This window comes from Clostridium estertheticum (genome assembly GCF_026650985.1).
Taxonomy (GTDB): domain Bacteria; phylum Bacillota; class Clostridia; order Clostridiales; family Clostridiaceae; genus Clostridium_AD; species Clostridium_AD estertheticum_C.
Genome location: NZ_CP086239.1, coordinates 4,896,708 through 4,915,711, shown reverse-complemented (window position 1 = coordinate 4,915,711; position 19,004 = coordinate 4,896,708). Strand labels below are relative to the sequence as shown.

14 protein-coding genes are annotated in these 19,004 nt (G+C 31.4%); 4 read left to right on the top strand and 10 right to left on the bottom strand.

Annotation, left to right across the window (positions count from 1 at the left end; translation table 11 throughout):
• Positions 1–13 precede the first annotated feature (13 nt).
• Together LL038_RS23475 and LL038_RS23470 are read right to left on the bottom strand one after the other, a co-directional pair.
• On the bottom strand, positions 14–1,474 hold the full coding sequence (locus LL038_RS23475) for an aminoacyl-histidine dipeptidase (RefSeq protein WP_216122808.1): 1,461 nt from the start codon (positions 1,472–1,474) through the stop codon (positions 14–16).
• A 28-nt stretch (positions 1,475–1,502) separates the two neighbouring features.
• Entirely contained in the window at positions 1,503–2,051 is a 549-nt protein-coding gene (locus LL038_RS23470) for a manganese efflux pump MntP family protein (RefSeq protein ID WP_216122925.1), read from the bottom strand.
• 198 nt (positions 2,052–2,249) lie between these two features.
• On the opposite strand from LL038_RS23470, the gene LL038_RS23465 reads away from it, so the two are divergent.
• Together LL038_RS23465 and LL038_RS23460 are read left to right on the top strand one after the other, a co-directional pair.
• Positions 2,250–3,185: a magnesium transporter CorA family protein gene (locus tag LL038_RS23465; RefSeq protein WP_216122807.1), complete on the top strand. Its 936-nt coding sequence runs from the start codon at positions 2,250–2,252 to the stop codon at positions 3,183–3,185.
• 125 nt (positions 3,186–3,310) lie between these two features.
• Positions 3,311–3,694: a hypothetical protein gene (locus tag LL038_RS23460; RefSeq protein WP_216122806.1), complete on the top strand. Its 384-nt coding sequence runs from the start codon at positions 3,311–3,313 to the stop codon at positions 3,692–3,694.
• Positions 3,695–3,910: 216 nt separating this feature from the next.
• Here LL038_RS23460 and LL038_RS23455 read toward each other — a convergent pair whose 3' ends face one another.
• From LL038_RS23455 to LL038_RS23425, 7 genes are all read right to left on the bottom strand, one after another.
• Positions 3,911–4,297 carry a hypothetical protein gene (locus LL038_RS23455; protein WP_216122805.1) on the bottom strand — a complete coding sequence of 129 codons (387 nt, stop codon included), beginning with the start codon at positions 4,295–4,297 and terminating at the stop codon, positions 3,911–3,913.
• Positions 4,298–4,331: 34 nt separating this feature from the next.
• Entirely contained in the window at positions 4,332–4,991 is a 660-nt protein-coding gene (locus LL038_RS23450) for a hypothetical protein (RefSeq protein WP_216122804.1), read from the bottom strand.
• Between the two features lie 16 nt (positions 4,992–5,007).
• Positions 5,008–5,850, bottom strand: coding sequence for an SLAP domain-containing protein (locus LL038_RS23445; protein WP_216122803.1), 843 nt, complete (start codon positions 5,848–5,850; stop codon positions 5,008–5,010).
• A gap of 305 nt (positions 5,851–6,155) precedes the next feature.
• Entirely contained in the window at positions 6,156–7,781 is a 1,626-nt protein-coding gene (locus tag LL038_RS23440; protein WP_216122802.1) for a methyl-accepting chemotaxis protein, read from the bottom strand.
• A 166-nt stretch (positions 7,782–7,947) separates the two neighbouring features.
• Positions 7,948–10,167 (bottom strand): S-layer homology domain-containing protein, encoded by a 2,220-nt coding sequence (locus LL038_RS23435; RefSeq protein WP_268055947.1) that lies wholly within the window; start codon positions 10,165–10,167, stop codon positions 7,948–7,950.
• Between the two features lie 99 nt (positions 10,168–10,266).
• Positions 10,267–11,514 (bottom strand): efflux RND transporter periplasmic adaptor subunit, encoded by a 1,248-nt coding sequence (locus tag LL038_RS23430; RefSeq protein WP_216128052.1) that lies wholly within the window; start codon positions 11,512–11,514, stop codon positions 10,267–10,269.
• Entirely contained in the window at positions 11,511–14,594 is a 3,084-nt protein-coding gene (locus tag LL038_RS23425) for an efflux RND transporter permease subunit (protein ID WP_216128054.1), read from the bottom strand. The genes LL038_RS23430 and LL038_RS23425 overlap by 4 nt, the downstream gene beginning before the upstream one ends.
• A gap of 513 nt (positions 14,595–15,107) precedes the next feature.
• Between LL038_RS23425 and LL038_RS23420 the strand changes: the two genes are divergently transcribed.
• Both LL038_RS23420 and LL038_RS23415 read left to right on the top strand, forming a co-directional pair.
• Entirely contained in the window at positions 15,108–15,971 is an 864-nt protein-coding gene (locus LL038_RS23420; RefSeq protein ID WP_268055946.1) for a sensor histidine kinase, read from the top strand.
• 89 nt (positions 15,972–16,060) lie between these two features.
• The gene (locus tag LL038_RS23415) at positions 16,061–16,720 is read left to right on the top strand and encodes a response regulator transcription factor (protein ID WP_216128058.1); all 660 of its coding nucleotides are present in this window, start codon (positions 16,061–16,063) and stop codon (positions 16,718–16,720) included.
• 51 nt (positions 16,721–16,771) lie between these two features.
• On the opposite strand, the gene LL038_RS23410 is transcribed toward LL038_RS23415, so the two are convergent.
• Positions 16,772–18,991: an S-layer homology domain-containing protein gene (locus tag LL038_RS23410; protein WP_268055945.1), complete on the bottom strand. Its 2,220-nt coding sequence runs from the start codon at positions 18,989–18,991 to the stop codon at positions 16,772–16,774.
• Positions 18,992–19,004 lie beyond the last annotated feature (13 nt).

The following is a 19,004-nucleotide window of genomic DNA, read 5'->3' as shown; positions in this document are numbered from 1 at the left end:
TCACCTTACTACATTATTTTATTTCTTTTAATACTGCTAATAAGTAATTCCACATTCTATCTGTTGATGAGATACTTAGGTGTTCTTTTGATGTGTGCACATCATACATATTAGGTCCAAAAGATATTTGATCAATATTACCCTCAAACTTTTTACTAAATAATCCACACTCAAGACCTGCATGTATAGCTGCTATTTCAGGGTTTTTTCCAAATAAATCCTTATAAACATTTTCAAATACTGTTTTTATCTTAGAGTTAGCATCATATTGCCACTCTGGATAATCAGATTCAAATTCAATAGTTGCTCCAACCATTTCTGCAAGCACTATAGTTTCATCACATATTAATTTCTTTAAAGATGCAACCGAGCTCCTTATTGCAGAGTCAAATACTAAATAATCGTCTTCTGTTGTAAGAACGCCTATATTTGTTGAACTTTGCACTAATCCTTTAATATCTTGGCTCATGCTTTTAACCCCATTTGGAATTAAGAAAAGTACTTGAAGTGCTTTTGTAGCAGTCTCCTCTGAAAATATTTTACGTGAATTATCTTCTAATATTTCAATAGATAAATTAACATCTGGATCAATAGTATTTAATTCATTCTTAAATATAGAATTCCACAAAACTAATTTCTGATTAACTATTATTTGATCATCTTCTCTAAATAATATAACAGCATCAGCACTACGAGGAATTGCGTTATTTTTAGCTCCTCCACTTATAGAATTTATTTTAAAATCTATAGCTGATTTTAAATCTATTAAAAAACGTCCCATGATTTTGTTAGCGTTACCTCTTTCTTTATCTATTTCCATTCCAGAGTGACCGCCTTTTAAATCCCTTAGTTTTATAATACAATTTACAAAGCTTTTATCTGATTTTTCCCAAATTATAGGTAGTCTTATTTTTTCCCTTACTCCACCAGCGCAACTTACTAAAAGTTTTCCTTCTTCTTCTGAATCTATATTAATTAATACTCTTCCCTCTAAGTCCTTAGGATCTAAAGCCTCGGCCCCAACCATACCTACTTCTTCACCGGTAGTTACTAATAACTCGATTGGTGGATGAGGAATATCTGTAGAATCTAGAACCGCAAGACTCATCGCTACTGCAATACCATCGTCAGCCCCAAGTGTAGTCCCATTTGCATGTAAAAAGTCACCCTCCACAATAAACTCGATAGGATCCTTTAAAAAATCATGTTTTGAATCGAGCTCCTTTTCACAGACCATATCCATATGACCTTGAATTATTATCTTTGGCGCATTTTCGTACCCCGGGGTTCCTGGCTTCTTAATTATTATATTTAATGAAGCATCCTGAGTAACTTTCAAATTATGTTCTTTTGCAAAGTTAACAAGAAAATCGCTTACTCCCTTTTCGTTACCAGAACCTCTTGGAACCTGGTTCATCTCTTTGAAATACTTAAATGCCTTAAATGAATTTAAATCTTTTAATTTTTCTAACATATTTATCATCCTTTCTTGTGAATTATCATTAAAAAAACATCATTTTTAGTCCAAAAAACACTAAAATAATTCCTCCAATATAGTCTGCATATTTTCCTATAACATCTATTTTTTTTAGATATTTGGAAATTATAAAGGCCATTATTACCATTATAAAAGTTACTGCTCCTATGATTAATGTATCTTTTAATAATATAACCTTTGTTATATTATTTAATACTGTAAATCCTACCACCATAGCATCTATACTTACAGAAACCCCTAGAATAAGATACATTTTAGGTTTAAGTAATGGACACTTACCTTGATTATCAATTCCTTCTTTAATCATAACAACTCCAACTAACGCTATAATTATACCACCAATAATAGTTGGCATTGAAGCTACATATGTATTAAAAAGAAATCCCGCATAAGCTCCAATATACGATAATAAAAATTGAAATAAAGCAAAAGAAATTGTAAAACCTACCTTATTTTCAAGTTTAGTTTGATTGTTTAATCCTATGCATAAAGCTACTCCAAAAGCATCTAAAGATAGAGCTAAAGCAATCATAAATAATGGGTACATAGCCAGCTTCCCCACCCCCTTCAATAATAATTCATTCTGATTTCACTAATTTATGTGTATAACTTTCCATATACCATTATCAATTATTCAGGCTTTCTTGTCAACTAAGATTTAACACTATAAAAAGTATTGTTTAATTGCTGCTTGTATGTATTTACTTTTATAGACTATAATATAAAGGTATTTACACTAGGAGGTGTTGTAGTGCTTTCAATATATAGCAGTTCAGAAAATAAACAACTTACTAAACTTGAAAATATAGAACCTGGTTGTTGGATTAATATGATAGATCCATCAGAGGAAGAATTAATATTTGTTTCAAAAAACACTAATGCACCTATGGATTTTTTAAGGGCTGCTTTAGATGAAGAAGAAACCTCCCGTATTGATATAGAAGATTGTACGTTAATTATACTAGATATTCCCTTTACTGATATCGACGATAATTCCTTAACCTACGATACTTACCCTATAGCTGTGATCCAAACAGACAAAGTAATAATTACGGTTTGTCTAAAAAATAGTAAAGTATTATCAGATTTCGGCGATGGAAAAATTAGTTCCTTTTTCACATATAAACGTCAAAGATTTATGCTTCAAGTCCTATATAGAATTGCAAAATACTATTTAATATACCTAAGACAAATTGATAAAAAAAGTTACATAGTGGAAAAGCAACTACATAAATCCTTAAGAAATAAAGAACTTCTTCAATTATTGGCCCTAGAAAAATCACTTGTATATTTTTCTACTTCATTAAAAGGAAATGAAATCACCTTAGAAAAAATGCTTAAGCTAGATATTCTTCAACAATATGAAGAAGATAAAGACGTACTCGAGGATGTTATTATTGAAAACAAGCAAGCTATAGAAATGTGTTCTACTTATACTGACATTTTAAAAGGTACAATGGATGCCTACTCTTCTGTTATATCAAATAAACTAAATATCGTAATGAAATTTCTTGCTGCCATTACAATAGTTATGGCTATACCAAATTTGGTTTCCGGACTATTTGGTATGAATGTAGGCGGAATACCTTATGGTAACAACGGCAATGGTTTCTTGTACGTGTTTATATTTATTGTTATTTTAGTTATCTCTTCCATTTATATCTTAAATAAGAAAGATATGTTTTGAAAATTGAAACTAAAACAGTTCACCACTCGTATTATATATGAGTAGTGAATTTACATATAGATTCACATTATTTATGCTTCATATTTTGTGTATAAAAACTTTTTAATGATAGGAGGAATCTACTTATGAGAAGAAGAAAAATTTTATATGCTGCGCTATTTATAGCTGCACTATCCACCATATCTGCTTCAAAAACTTATGGAGCTACTACAGCAATGCCAAGTGGTACTGTAGTAATTGGATCAAATGCTTTTTCACTTGACTACGCTAATGATGCTAAAAACGAAAACGAAATTTCTAGCGCAATAGTAGCAGGTGGTGATGTATATGTTAAAACTTATGATAATGCATGGGTTAATAATTCTACCTCTGCAACTATAAATGCTAACATACTTCCTAGCGTAACTTATAAAAGCGCTACTGGTATAGAAAGTAGTTTTGCGGCTGGAGATGCCTCTTCAGATACACCTACTGTCACAGATCCACTACAGATAATTAGCATAGAATAAATTTTATTTAAGCATAATTTGAAAAAGCGTGATTTATGAAAGAGCGCTTTATGAAAAGCACGATTTGTAAAATAGCAATTTGTAAAATTGCTATTTAAAAAGCGAGTAACGTTTCACAAAATAGTTGACCCCTATATATTGATATAAATAAAGATAAGAGATAGTTTCTAAAACTATCTCTTATCTTTTATTTATAAGTTCTTTTATTTTATAATTTTATTTAACTGCTTCTCCCTTTTTTAGTTTTAAATCTACTGAGTAAGCTACCTTATCTGATTTTAGAAGTTTAACTACCACTTTATCATTTTCTTTTCTAATTGGAAAAGCTGTAGTAGCTTTACCTATTACTGCTATTGGATTTATAACTTTTCCATTATAATAGATCTGGTATTTTGTAACATCCTTGTATTGTTTCTTTCCTGCATCTGATAGAGTTACATTTACTACACATCCAAAAGAAGCTTTTCTTACAGTTGCCGTAATTGGTGCTGATGGATCTACTTCACTCGACTTACTTTTCGCATAAAATATACCTGAAATAGCTAGTATAATTACTATAACCGCAACTATACCTATTGTCTTTTTATTAATTTTATTTTCCATTATTATCATTCACTCCTATTATTATATTAATTTTTTATCTGACACTTAATTTTATATTTAATTCCTTAATAACCTTCTTATTTTGGTCTAAAAACTTTACTACCACCTCGGTTCCAGCATTTTGAACTGGGAACAGGGTAGTTTTACTTTTTGAAATACTCTCTAATGCTGATATATTCTTATTTCCAATAGAGAATTGATAATATTTATAACTACTAAATTTTTTATTATCCATAATTGTTTCTGCCGTAGATCCAAAATTTGCAGCTTTAATAAATACTACAAGTCCATCTTTACTACTTTTTACTTTTGCACTTTCATCTTTCACTTGTGCTGCTGTTAGAGATTTTTCTTGTGCTGCTATTTTAGCGTTTTGTTGTATTAATAATATGGTTTGTTTTTGCTGAGCTGTTTGAACCTTACCTTTATTTGTAATATCTTTCTTAGCTACACTTGCTTCATTTCCCCCTGATTTTACCACACCTGTTTTAGAATTATCTATTGTGGAATTAGCATTTGATTTTTTTACAGCATCCTTATTTAGTTTCTCTGTATCCGCAGAACTTTTATTTTTAATACTAGCAGCATCTTTATCAACTTTTGATTTATGAAGTAATAAAACTAAAGATAATACTATTACTATAATTACAAGCAATGAAATTATTATGTTACGTTTTTTTCTATCAATTTTCATCTCTTATCCTCCTATACTACATTCTGAAATATACTTTACAGTTGTTTATATCAGCATCCTTATTAACTATATAATCTTCTGTTATAGTAAAGTCATAAATTTTTGCCTTATGAGGATTTACATTTACATTTTCAATATCAAATATACCACTAGCCACTATTCCTCCGTCCTCATCCTTAATTACTATTGGTAATGTTTCTAATTTCACAATTGTATCGCACCCATTACGAATCATGAAAACTATAGAAATAGAATCATCCAAACACCTTAAAGTTTTAAACACTTCGATATTAACATCCCCAGCCTTTATTAAAGGTAACTTATTTAAGAATTTTGTAAAAGTACCTTCTAACTCGTGGTGATCATCACCTGGAAATCCTTCAAATTCAGCCTTTACCGTATTTACTATGCTAACCGCTTTTCCAAACTGTATTTTCCAATCATCATTTGGAATAAGATCAACAAGTAGGTTTGTCTTATCAAAATAAACTTTATATGGCCTTGCGCAGAATGGTGGTAATATCCCAAAATCTTTCATATCCATGGTCTGGCTTGCAAGTATATCACCGTTTTTATTCACAATAAGTAATGGTACTTTATGAAAATTAATCTGTTTAGATGATCCATTTCTTATATAAACACTAACCTCAATTTTATCTTGCATATCAAAAGTGTATATACCATTAATACATACTTGTCCATCTTCAAGTGGTGGTAATTCATTTAACTCTTCCATTATAAGTTCTTTCTGAAAGTCTGACATAACCCCTTTGTCATATTCATTAAGATGAAGTGCTATGTTTACCGCCTCTTTTTCTAGGATATTATTGCTTGCTATTAAATTATCATTACTTATCATCCCAAATTCCTCCTAGTAGGTTCTTTTCCTACTCTTTGTAGTTTAAATCGCTCCTAATTATACCATATAATTTAAAATCATTTGATAAGTATTCTTTATACTTGTCCACTTTAACTTACGTTAAACCTTAGAAATAGTTGCACTTCATTTTTAAAATAGCATATTCAAATTGTTTTTCACACTACCTTATCATTTTAAGCATAGATTAGCAAAAAACAAAATGGCCCAAAACAGAGTTTAGTTCCATTTCGGGCCATTTACCTTTTATTATAGTGCCTCCTGATTTATAGTAACGGCCCTATCTTTTATATTTTAAATTTTTCTACACTTTCAGATAAACTTTGTGCCATACCTGCAAGAGTTTCTGCTGTTGCGGTCATCTCCTCTGAAAATGCTGTCTGCTGCTGCGTTGTAGCTGAAATTTCCTCAGCGGAGGCTGCTACTTCTTCTGAAACACTTGCTACTGATTCTACTTTTTCCACCACATAGTTTTTAGACTTAACTGAGGATTCTAATGCATGATTTACATTTTGAATTTGAGGAGTTATAAGCTTAACCTCATCCAATATATCCTTAAATGAAGCAACTGTACTCTCCACTGTAACAACCTGCTCTTCAATTTTATTAGTTACGAGGTCAGCTTTACTTGAGACTTCCTTAGTATCCTTAGTAACTGTGCTTACAAGTTCCATAATTCCATTTGATGAAGATGAAACTTGTTCTGCAAGTTTTCTTATCTCATCTGCAACTACCGCAAACCCTTTTCCTGATTCGCCAGCCCTAGCAGCTTCTATGGAAGCATTAAGTGCGAGCAGATTAGTTTGCCCTGCAACATTATTTATAACCTCTGTAATAGCAGTAATCTTTTCTACACTACCATTTAATAATATAAGTTTTTCTGTAACATATTTAAACTCTTGCCTTATACCTTCCACAGAGGTTACAAGTTCTCCTATTCTTAATGATCCAACATCCGCAGCACCTTTAATTTTAACACTTCCAACTGAAACCATTTGAGCATTTTCATTTATAGTATCAAATGTTTTTGTAAATTCTTCAAGGAGTGTAACGGATTCAATAAGATTTTGGCTTTGTTTTGTAGCACCGTCAGCAACTTCTCCTACAGCCCTTGTAATTTCCATGCTAGATGATGCAACTTCTTCACTAGAAGCCGAAAGAGTCTGAGAAACACCATTTAAATCGCTGGTGGTATTTTTTATACTGCCAATCATCTCTCTAAGTATTTCTAAAGTTTTATTCATAGCTTTAGCGAGTGTACCAACTTCATCCTTAGATTCAACTTTCAAAGTAGGAGTAAAATCACCCTCTGAAATTGTTTCAAGTGCAGAAACTACCTCTTTAATAGGTTTTGTAATTTTAGAAGAAAAAAAGTATGCGAATATTAATATTAGAATTAGACTTATAACAAATAATAATCCTATTTTCTTTATAATATTAAGAGCAATATATGATAAATCTTGAGTATTAATTGTAATTGATGAAACCCCAATAATTTTACCATCCTTTAATGCTGGAACAATCGTAGTAATTCCTTTATATTCTTTATTTATATAATCCTTAGTATTCCCATCCTTAAGTGCCTCTAATACTTTGGAATCCCCTGCTTTCCCTATTTGGCTTTTGTCGCTATTTTCCGTTATTTTCCCAGTTAAATCTATATACTGAAAATTTGTAATGCTAGGTTGTGCCTTACATATTTCCTCCATATAAGATTGAATATAAGTGCTCTCATAATTTGCTTTTAATAAACTCATATTTGCTTGTCCTATAATTATTTTACTATCTGATTTGATCTGCTCATTGAGCATGCTACCCATATTTACAGATATTAAAGCAAACATAGTTACCATACTTATAATTGCTACTGACATAAAACCTGCTGTTACCTTCTTTCTAAGGGAATTAAACACCTATACCATCTCCTTTATTATGACTCTCGATTTCATTATCTTATGCGCCGAGAAAAATGTCAATATTTTTTATTTTTTGAACTAATAAGTAATAATATGAATAAATAAGGTAGAATTGCTATTTAAAGCAATCCTACCTTATTCTATATTACACTTTTATTAATATTTAATGAATATCAACTATAGTACCATCAATACCCAAAACTAATGTTTTAAATTCATCTACTTTAACCTCAGTTAAAAAACTGTCTATACTACCATCATAATTGTTAAGTCTAGCTTTATTGAAATACTTACTAAATGTATAGTTTACGTTATCAATAGTTACTCCTGTTGGATTAAGTATATCTGGTGTAACGGCTTTAATTGTTCCAACTTTAACTTTATCATATACATAAACGAAGGTGTTTTTATTCCATATATCTGATACAAAATAAACTACATCATAAGCATTTAAATCAGTTTCTTGTATATTTGCATTTCTATAAATATAATTATACTTTATATTCTTAAACTGATTTATAAGTTTAACGTTATCAGCTTTATAGACCTGAGGTTCACCAAAATTTGCATCAACTATAACAGCATAATCATATCCTACATTATCGCTTTTCTTTGTTAAAATAATTGAAGAATAAGCTCTCACAGCTTTGGCTGCAACTTCATAATCCACAGACACTCCATGATAATAATATAAAGAAGCTTTTGGAAGTGTCATAGTTTTAGCTGTGCCAGCATCATCCGTATAAGCTATTAACGGGCTTGCTACACTAGTTACAGAATATTTTTCTGTAGAATTTTCTTTTCTATCAATTTTAGTAATCGTAGTGTCACTAACATACAATTGGTATTTAACACCAATTTCTAGAGGAGTTAGTCCATCCTTTACGGTTAAAGTCCCTTTATCAGTAATAACTTGATTATCATTTAATTTGTCCGATGTCTTAGGATTTCCAAGTATTAAATATTCTCCCATACTACCAATTTTCTGTTCTATACTTTTTATACCAACTACCTTGCCGTCATGTCCTAGCATTACAGATACCAAATCTCCTGTTTTAAAAGAAGAAAGATTACTAATATCCATATCCTTACTATAAGTGTAGCTCTTTTTATCTACTTCAATAGCATTTGTTACATCACTGCTCGTAATAAACTCCGTAATATTTCCCTCTATATAATTTGAAGTGACAAGTATATATCTATTATTACCATTTATATCAGTAACGCTGTATACTACATCCCTATCCCCAATTTCTTCTTTTGTTATAACCTTGCCATTCTTCATTATCTTAGTATCAGGATCGAAAGTTATATCTCCTAGCGTATCTGACTTTGTATTAAAATCTCGACCAAGCTCCGGTTTGCTGTATATAGGGTCCGTTATAACAGCATAGCCATTTAAAACCTTATCACTATTGTCAATTATTATAGACATATCAGGTACTAATATACTATTAAGTTTTGCATAATCTTGCTTTACACCATGATAATAATAACTAATACCAGATGGTAGCGTCATACTCGTCTGGGTGCCATTTTTATCGTAATAAACAACATTACCGAGTACTGTATTTATAGTAACGCTTACCGTTGCTCTAAGCTCACCATAGACCTTTATAATTTGTCCGTCCTCTATTCTGACCCTAAATGTTGGTCCAACCTGGAGTTTTTCCTTATTAGCAGATGAAATAGTCATAACACCTTTATCTGTTAGTATTTCATTATCTGCTAGATTATCATAAGAATCCGAATCATCTTGTATAATACAATCTGTATATAAATTACTCGCCTGAGAAAAATTCTCTTTAGTAGTACTACCCTTTACCTGCGTACTAAGTAGTCTATCAAACATTACAGCTGCAGCATTAATAGAAATCGTATCAGTAGTTCTTAAATTAAGTTTATCTGTCAGCTCTAAATCAGATGCTTTTTTTATATAATTAATAGGGAAACTTCCTGTTAAATCCGATTTTGAATACCCTAAAAGGCGTACCATATTAACACAAATATCTTGATAAGTAGCACTACTTGATGGATGGAAATAACCATCATTTGTGCCATATAAAAGTCCCTCTCCAACAACAGCATTAACGTACCCACTAAGGACACTACCACTAGCTACATCTGGAAATATTGTTTTACCGCGAAGACTCGCTGCGCTATCCCCTAACCCATCAGCTACAGCCATCGCCTTTATTAATTCACCATTCGTCATCTTCTTATTAACATTCGTAACTGTACTATCTATAATTCCAAGCTGCTTCATCTTCGCAACAGAAGTATTGTAATCTAAAGTAGTTGCAAAAGCAAAATTAGGAACTATAACATTTATTAACATCGAAAACATCAATACAATACCTAATAACGATTTTTTTATTTTCATTTTTCTACCATCCTTTTTATTTATTATTTTTTAGCGCCTTTAAGTAAAATTAGTTTAGAATTTCTCAGCGCAGTGAATTGCAGTTGTAGTAAAATTCATCTATTTTACAATTTTTACTTTCTGGCCTTCATTTAAGAAACTCTGCCCTTCAGTTACCACTTGATCACCAAGTTTTATACCACTGACAATCTCAGTTTGCGTAGTATTTGCTATTCCCACAACTACTTGTTTCTTTTTTAATCTAGTAGCATCCACTATATATACGTATTGCACACTATTTTCTGTAAATATTGCTCCATTTGGTACAACTGGTATATCTGTTTTTACTACATCTGGAAACTCAACTCTTACTATCATCCCTGGTTTTAATAAATTAGAAGCATTCTCTATCTTAACCTTTACTGTATACAGTTGTGTTTTAGCATCTGCAGAAGGACTTATGGTGTCCACTATACCTTGTACAATTTTATTATTCATAGATGATATTTGTACAGGTATTTTCTGATTTACTTTTACCTTTATAACATCTTTATCTGTCATAGATACTTCAGAGCGAAGGCTACTTGCATCAATTATAGTAAATGCACTAACTGCACTTGAGACTACTTCGCCGACTTCAACATTTCGCTCAGATATAACTCCATTTATAGGGGATATAATAGAAGCATTATCGATTTGTATTTGTGCTAAATCAAGTGATGCCTTAGCTTGCTGAACTTGACCTGCAGCTGCCGCATCCGTTTGTGGTCCTGTTTTTGATTTTAATAGTGCTAAAGAGTCACTCGCGGCGCTAACTTGAAGCGATGCACTATCCATCTTTGATTTTGCAGCGTCAAGTTCGCTTTTCGCAGAGTCTCCTATATTATATTGCTGATGAATTGTATTGTAATTATTTTTCGCATCATTATATGTTGTTTTCGCAATATCTAATGTTGAATTTGCAGATATTAATTGCTGCTCGTAACCTGAACCACTGGTTTTATCAAGATTTGCATTAGCAGTATCCAGGGCCGCTTTTGCTACATTATATTGCGCCGTAAGTTCCAGTTTATCAAGAGTAAATAAAACATCACCTTTTTTTACGCTCTGACCAACATCCATATTTACAGCATCAACTTTGCCAGCTATTTTAGATGTAACAACAGTTTGACTAGAAGTTGCTAACTTGCTTCCATATTTTGTAGTTGTTGTTATTGAAGATATACTAACTGGAGTCGCTTTAACATTTTTTGAAATGTCATTTGAAGTAACACTTACCTCTTTATTTCCACAACCCACTCCTATTAAAGTTATACTCAATGTTAAACTTATTAATAAAAATCTTTTAATCCCTTTAAGCTTCATCATAATGTAACTCCTTTATCTATTTTATCAGATTTTCTTTTCTTTTTATCAAAGAACCCTTTCATATCATCAATCAACGTGTATACCACTGGAATTATTATTGGTGACAAAATCGTGGATGTAATCATTCCTCCTATTATTGCAACTGACATTCCTACTCTATATTCACTACCTTCAGCAGTAGCAAGTGCTGATGGTAACATCCCAACTACCATAGTTATGGTAGTCATGAGTATTGGTCTTAGTCTTGTAAGTCCAGCCTCTACTAATGCCTCGCGAAGAGGCAAACCTGTCTTCATAAGAGTAAGCGTATAATCTATTAATAGCGTTCCATTTTTGGCGGCCAGACCATCAAGCATTATTAATCCAATCATTGACATAATATTTAAACTATTTCCTGTAATGGCGAGTGCTATAAGTGCCCCAATTAATCCACAAGGTAGTGATAACATTCTTAAAGCTGGAGTTAAGAATGATTCATATAAAACAACTAAGATCATATATACGAGTATAATTGATGCAACAATTGCTTCAATAAGTGAAGTAAAGGAATCTGCCATACTCTTTTGATCCCCACCATAAGATAGCTCGTATCCATCTGGGATTGTAATTTTATTTATTTTTTCTTTGATATCCGTAGTAACACTACCAAGAGGTCTTCCCTGATTATTAGCATAAATGGTAACCATTTCGTCACGGTTCTTTCTTAATATCTGTTGTGGACTGTCTGACATATAAACCTTTGCTAGCAAATCAATTGGAACTTGCTGTCCACTTGAATTAGCTACTTTTATTGTGGATATATCTGATTTTGTAACAATTTGACCCTTATCAAGTTTTACAATAACATCATACTCGTCATTATTTTCCCTAAATACTCCACCAGACACTCCTTGCTCCGTAGTGGCTTTAAGAGCACTTGATATGTCACTTGGCTTTATTCCATATTGCGCTGCAGCAATTTTGTCGATTTTAACAGCGATTTGGCTCTCATTTGCTTGATTACTGTTGCTTACATCTGTAGTTCCAGAGACTGCTTGTACTGAGCTCTGAACCTCACTGCCTAATTGTTTTAATACATCTAAATTAGGTCCAGTTATACTTATTGCGATAGGCTTGCTACTACCAGAAGAACTTGCTTCACCTATAGATATATCAACTCCAGTAAGTGTTTTACTCCATGCGCGCATCTCAGACGAAATCTGGTCTTGACTTTTTTCTCTTTGTTTTTTAGGATATAAATTAACATTAATTTGCGCAGAAGACTCTTTATTATTAATGCCAACAATAGTAAAGTAATTGTCAACTTCTTTTAGGCTCTTTAAATGAGCTTCTACTTCTTTAACTTTTACATCTGTAAGTTTAACGTCACTACTTGGTGATAATGACATATTAATTGTAAATTGACTCTGATCTGTTTTAGGTGTAAGTTCAGTATTAATTAGTTTAAGTGGAATTAATGCCACGCTAATTATCAATAATGAGCTTACTAAGGCTACCATCTTCCATCTATGATCCAGCGAAAACAAAAGAAATTTTTTATAAAAAATAATAAATTTATCAAAAAATCCTTTTTTCTTGAGCTTCATATTCTTATTATCGTCATCATTCTTCTTTTCCTTTAATAATTTTGAAGCAAGCATTGGGGTAACTGTAAATGAAACAATTAAGGAAAATAAAGCAGCAAAAACTACTGTAAGTCCAAACTGTTTAAAAAACTGCCCGATCATACCTGACATAAACGCTATTGGTCCAAATACAACTATGTCGCATAAGGTTATAGAAATAGCCGCCATTGCTATCTCTTCTCGTCCATCTACAACTGATCTAAAAACTGTTTTTCCCATGGCCAAGTGCCTTTGAATATTTTCAAGCACTACTATGGAGTCATCTACAAGAATACCAATGGATAAGGATAACGCAAGTAGTGATAACATATTAAGTGTAAAGTGGAAAACATACATCATGAAAAATGTTGCAATAAGAGATGTTGGTATAGCAACAAGTATTATTGACGAAGCTTTTATGCTTCTAAGGAAAAGAAACATTACTAAAATTGTTGAAATTATACCCTCAATAAGACCGTATTTAACCTCTTTAAGTGAGGAATTTATAAAGGTTGATGAATCGGATGTTATCGCTACTTTTATTCCAGCTGGAAGAGTTTTTTTCAAAACATCTAGCTGTTTTTGTACAGCTTTAGCAGTTATAACTATATTAGAGTCACTTTGTTTTTGAACAAATATGCCTATAGAATTTTTTCCATTTAACCTTACGAGTTCAGTTGCATCTGGATAATCTAGTTTTACATCTGCAATTTCGCTAAGTTTTATAGATCCACCGTTTGTCATCGGAATTTGAAGGTTTTGTACATCTTTTATGTTTTCAAATTGACCAAGTACTTTTATTGTTTGATTAGAATCTTCTTGCTTAAATTGACCTGCTGGTATATTTAGGTTATCGCTTTGAAGTTTAGAAGTTATGGTATTAACAGCTATACCATACTGTTCTAAAAGCGTTTTATTTACTTTAATAATTAATTGTTTTTTAACAGCACCCTCGAGAGATACATTACCAACACCATCAGTTTTCTCGAGTGACTTTTGTATTTTATCTGCACTGTCATACAATTTACTGTATGGTAGTGAACTTGAAACAGAAAGCATCATTATAGGTGTTGCATTAATATCTAGCTTTTTTATTACAGGTTTTGTTGCATCTGTAGGAAGTTTGTTTGATATATCGCCCAATGCCTGTTGAACATCTAAAAATGCGGTATTCATATCATTTCCCATTTTGAACATAATGGTAGTATAACCATATCCTTCAGAAGATCCTGAACTTATAGTATCAATACCACTTATACCTGAAACTGCATCCTCTACTGGTTTAACTACATCAGTTTCTATTTCCGCTGTACCAGCACCTGGGTATGTAGTTGTTATTGTTATTACAGGAACATCAACTGCCGGCATTAAATCTGCACCGAGACTTGAATATCCCATTACTCCTAGTCCTACCGTGAGCAATACTACCATAAGAACGGCAAGAGGCTTTTTAACACAAAGTTCTGTAATTTTCATTCTTGAATCCTCCTTAAATCTTATAAATAAAATACCTAAATACCATTATTCTTCCAAAATTGTTTAATACTAATAGTATTTTAATATATTATCGTAAATAATTATAGTTACTTAAGTAATGTATCCATTGATATATTGACAATGATATAATATAAATAGACATTTTATATAAATAAACGTTTAATATAAAGCGAGGTTATCAAAATGAATGTGTTTAAAAAGTACCTACTAATCTCAAAATATGTTTTATCATTGTCGATATTTATTGCTATATATCGTTTTCATAATAATAACACCTCTTCTATGTTAGCCTTATTCATTCTTATGTTTATACTACTTGTAAATGATTATATAAGAAGTACCAAGTTAGCTATAAATTCCAGGCACATGTGTTTTTCATTACTTTTCACTATTTGCGGCGCAACTGTAATAAAATTTTTTATAAGTGGCTCTGACTCTGGAATTATTGTTTATATATTATTGCCTTTAATAGAGATCTACGAGTTAAAAGGAATGAAGAAAAGGTTTCTATTTATAGTACATTCATTTTCACTTTATATAGTGTCATTTTCTGAAATAGGCCTCCCTGCCAATTGGGACAAACTTACCATATTATGTCGTACCATATTATTTTATGTTGCTGTAATTAGCATAGCTCATTTTGTAAAAAAACTTCAAATAGAGAAACATGAAGTAGATAAGCTAAATAAAAAACTACAACTTGCAAATATAAAACTTAAACAATATAACTTGGAAGTGGAAGAGTTAACAACTGCTAAAGAGAGAGCACGGGTATCCCAAGAACTTCATGATTCATTAGGCCATTATCTAATGGCTCTAGCTATGCATCTGGAATTTGCAAAAAAGATATGTGAAACAAAACCTGAAAAAGTAAAAGAGATAATAGTTAAGTGTGAAGACATTGCAAAATCTAGTATTAGTAGCCTTAGAGAAATTGTTGATTTGCTGAAAGAAGAACGTGAAATAGTGGATTTCTATGGTTCCATTAGGAAACTCATTAATAATTTTCATCTAATTACTGATATAAATATTAATTTTAATGCAGATAAAAACCTAGATAACTTAAGTCCTATTATAAAAAGTTCCATTTATAAAACTATTCAGGAGGCTATAACTAATAGCATAAAACATGGAAAATCATCAGAAATTAATATAAAAATCTTTAATAAAAATGAAAATATAAATCTTATTATAAAAAATAATGGAATTAGATGTGATAAAATTATAAAATCAAATGGATTAAATGGGATTGATGATAGAGTAAGGTTACTTAATGGATTTGTGAATTACTCTAGTAGTAATAACCTAGGCTTTAGCATAGATATATGTATTCCAATACCAATGGAGGAAATATAAAAGAGAATGTATATTACTTTAGTGTGTTAAAGGAAAGGAATTATATAAAACATTATAATTTCTAAATTAAAATGGGGGAACTGTAAAATATGATAAATGTTATATTAGCTGATGATCAGAAAATAGTAAGAGAAGGAATAAAGATGATATTAAGCTTGGACGAGGGCATTAACATACTTGGAGAGGCTGAAAATGGTAGACAGTTGCTTATTCTTTTAAATAAGGTGCTTCCAGATGTAATTCTTATGGATGTTAGAATGCCAATAATGGACGGTGTTGAAGCTACTAAAATCATTAAAGAAAAATATGCAGATGTAAAGGTAATAATCCTTACAACCTTTAGTGAAGATGAGTATATATTTAAAGCAATAAAAAATGGGGCGGATGGTTACATATTAAAGGATGCCGGTTCAGACTATATAATAAAAGCAATAAAAACAGCTTATGACGGTACTATGTTCCTTGATCCAGGGGTAGCCCTAAAAATAGTTACAGCTTTTAATTCATTAACTAGTGAAAATCACTCTTCTCGTAAAGTTTATAATCAAAAATATAAATTAGATATACTTACGCCAAGAGAGATAGATGTTGCAAAGCTGATTGCCCAAGGTAAAAATAACAAATATATTTGTGAGATTCTCTTTTTAAGACTGGGTACCGTAAAAAATTATGTCACAAAAATACTTGAGAAACTTGAACTTAACAGTAGAACTGAACTTGCAGTATTTATTAGCAAGTGTCAAATTTAATATATAAACAAAGAAGGAAACCCTTCTTTAAAAGGTTTCCTTCTTAAGATTTTAATGAATATCAACTATAGTACCATCAATACCCAAAACTAATGTTTTAAATTCATCTACTTTAACCTCGGTTAAAAAACTGTCTATACTACCATCATAATTGTTAAGTCTCGCTTTATTGAAATGCTTACTAAATGTATAGTTTACACTATCAATAGTTACTCCTGTCGGATTAAGTATATCTGGTGTAACTGCTTTAATTGTTCCGATTTTAACTTTATCATATACATAAACGAAGGTGTTTTTATTCCATATATCTGATACAAAATAAACTACGTCATAAGCATTTAAATCAGTTTCTTGTATATTTGCATTTCTATAAATATAATTATACTTTGTATTCTTAAACTGATTTATAAGTTTAACGTTATCAGCTTTATAGACCTGTGGTTCACCAAAATTCGCATCAACTATAACAGCATAATCATATCCTACATTATCGCTTTTCTTTGTTAAAATAATTGAAGAATAAGCTCTCACAGCTTTGGCTGCAACTTCATAATCCACAGACACTCCATGATAATAATATAAAGACGCTTTTGGAAGTGTCATAGTTTTAGCTGTGCCTGAATCATCCGTGTAAGCTATTAACGGGCTTGCTACACTAGTTACAGAATATTTTTCTGTGGAATTTTCTTTTCTATCAATTTTAGTAATCATAGTATCACTAACATATAATTGGTATTTAACACCAATTTCTAGAGGAGTTAGTCCATCCTTTACGGTTAAAGTCCCTTTATCCGTAATAACTTGATTATCAGCTAACTTGTCTGAAGTCTTAAGATTTCCAAGTATTAAATATTCCCCCATACTACCAATTTTCTGTTCTATGCTTTTTATACCAACTACCTTGCCATCATGCCCTAGCATTACAGATACCAAATCTCCTGTTTTAAAAGAAGAAAGATTACTAATATCCATATCCTTACTATAAGTGTAGCTCTTTTTATCTACTTCAATAGCATTTGTTGCATCACCACTCGTAATAAACTCTGTAATATTTCCCTCTATATAATTTGAAGTGACAAGTATATATCTATTATTACCATTTATATCAGTGACGCTATATACTACATCCCTATCCCCAATTTCTTCTTTTGTTATAACCTTGCCATTCTTCATTATCTTAGTATCAAGATCGAAATTTATACCTCCTAGTGTATCTGACTTTGTATTAAAATCTCGACCAAGCTCTGGTTTACTGTATATAGGGTCCGTTATAACAGCGTAGCCATTTAAAACCTTATCACTATTATCAATTATTATAGACATATCAGGTACTAATATACTATTAAGATTAGCATAATCTTGTTTTTGACCATGATAATAATAACTAATACCAGATGGCAGAGTCATGCTCGTCTGGGCGCCATTTTTATCATAATAAACAACATTACCGAGTATTGTGTTTACAGTAACGCTTACAGTTGCTCTAAGCTCACCATAAACCTTTGTAATTTGTCCGTCCTCTATTCTGACCCTAAATGTTGGTCCGACCTGAATCTTCTTTTTATTAATGGCCGAAATTGTCATAATACCTTTATCTGTTAATATTTCATTATCTGCTAGATTATCATAAGAATCCGAATCATCTTGTATAATACAATCTGTATATAAATTACTCGCCTGAGAAAAATTCTCTTTAGTAGTACTACCCTTTACCTGCGTACTAAGTAGTCTATCAAACATTACAGCTGCAGCATTAATAGAAATCGTATCAGTAGTTCTTAAATTAAGTTTATCTGTCAGCTCTAAATCAGATGCTTTTTTTATATAATTAATAGGGAAACTTCCTGTTAAATCCGATTTTGAATACCCTAAAAGGCGTACCATATTAACACAAATATCTTGATAAGTAGCACTACTTGATGGATGGAAATAACCATCATTTGTGCCATATAAAAGTCCCTCTCCAACAACAGCATTAACGTACCCACTAAGGACACTACCACTAGCTACATCTGGAAATATTGTTTTACCACGAAGACTCGATGCGCTATCCCCTAACCCATCAGCTATAGCCATCGCCTTTATTAATTCCCCATTAGTCATTTTTTTGTTAACATTCGTAACTGTACTATCTATTATTCCAAGCTGCTTCATCTTTGCAACAGATGTTTTGTAATCTAACGTAGTTGCAAAAGCAAGATTAGGAACTATAACATTTATTAACATCGAACACATTAATACAATACCCAAAAACAATTTTTTTATTTTCATTTTTACACCATCC

Coding starts and splice junctions, on each gene's coding strand:
- LL038_RS23445 (WP_216122803.1), bottom strand. CDS start 5,850: ATGATAAGTAATGATAATTTAATAGCAAGCAATAATATCCTAGAAAAA.
- LL038_RS23450 (WP_216122804.1), bottom strand. CDS start 4,991: ATGAAAATTGATAGAAAAAAACGTAACATAATAATTTCATTGCTTGTA.
- LL038_RS23475 (WP_216122808.1), bottom strand. CDS start 1,474: ATGTTAGAAAAATTAAAAGATTTAAATTCATTTAAGGCATTTAAGTAT.
- LL038_RS23430 (WP_216128052.1), bottom strand. CDS start 11,514: ATGATGAAGCTTAAAGGGATTAAAAGATTTTTATTAATAAGTTTAACA.
- LL038_RS23415 (WP_216128058.1), top strand. CDS start 16,061: ATGATAAATGTTATATTAGCTGATGATCAGAAAATAGTAAGAGAAGGA.
- LL038_RS23435 (WP_268055947.1), bottom strand. CDS start 10,167: ATGAAAATAAAAAAATCGTTATTAGGTATTGTATTGATGTTTTCGATG.
- LL038_RS23425 (WP_216128054.1), bottom strand. CDS start 14,594: ATGAAAATTACAGAACTTTGTGTTAAAAAGCCTCTTGCCGTTCTTATG.
- LL038_RS23410 (WP_268055945.1), bottom strand. CDS start 18,991: ATGAAAATAAAAAAATTGTTTTTGGGTATTGTATTAATGTGTTCGATG.
- LL038_RS23460 (WP_216122806.1), top strand. CDS start 3,311: ATGAGAAGAAGAAAAATTTTATATGCTGCGCTATTTATAGCTGCACTA.
- LL038_RS23455 (WP_216122805.1), bottom strand. CDS start 4,297: ATGGAAAATAAAATTAATAAAAAGACAATAGGTATAGTTGCGGTTATA.
- LL038_RS23420 (WP_268055946.1), top strand. CDS start 15,108: ATGAAGAAAAGGTTTCTATTTATAGTACATTCATTTTCACTTTATATA.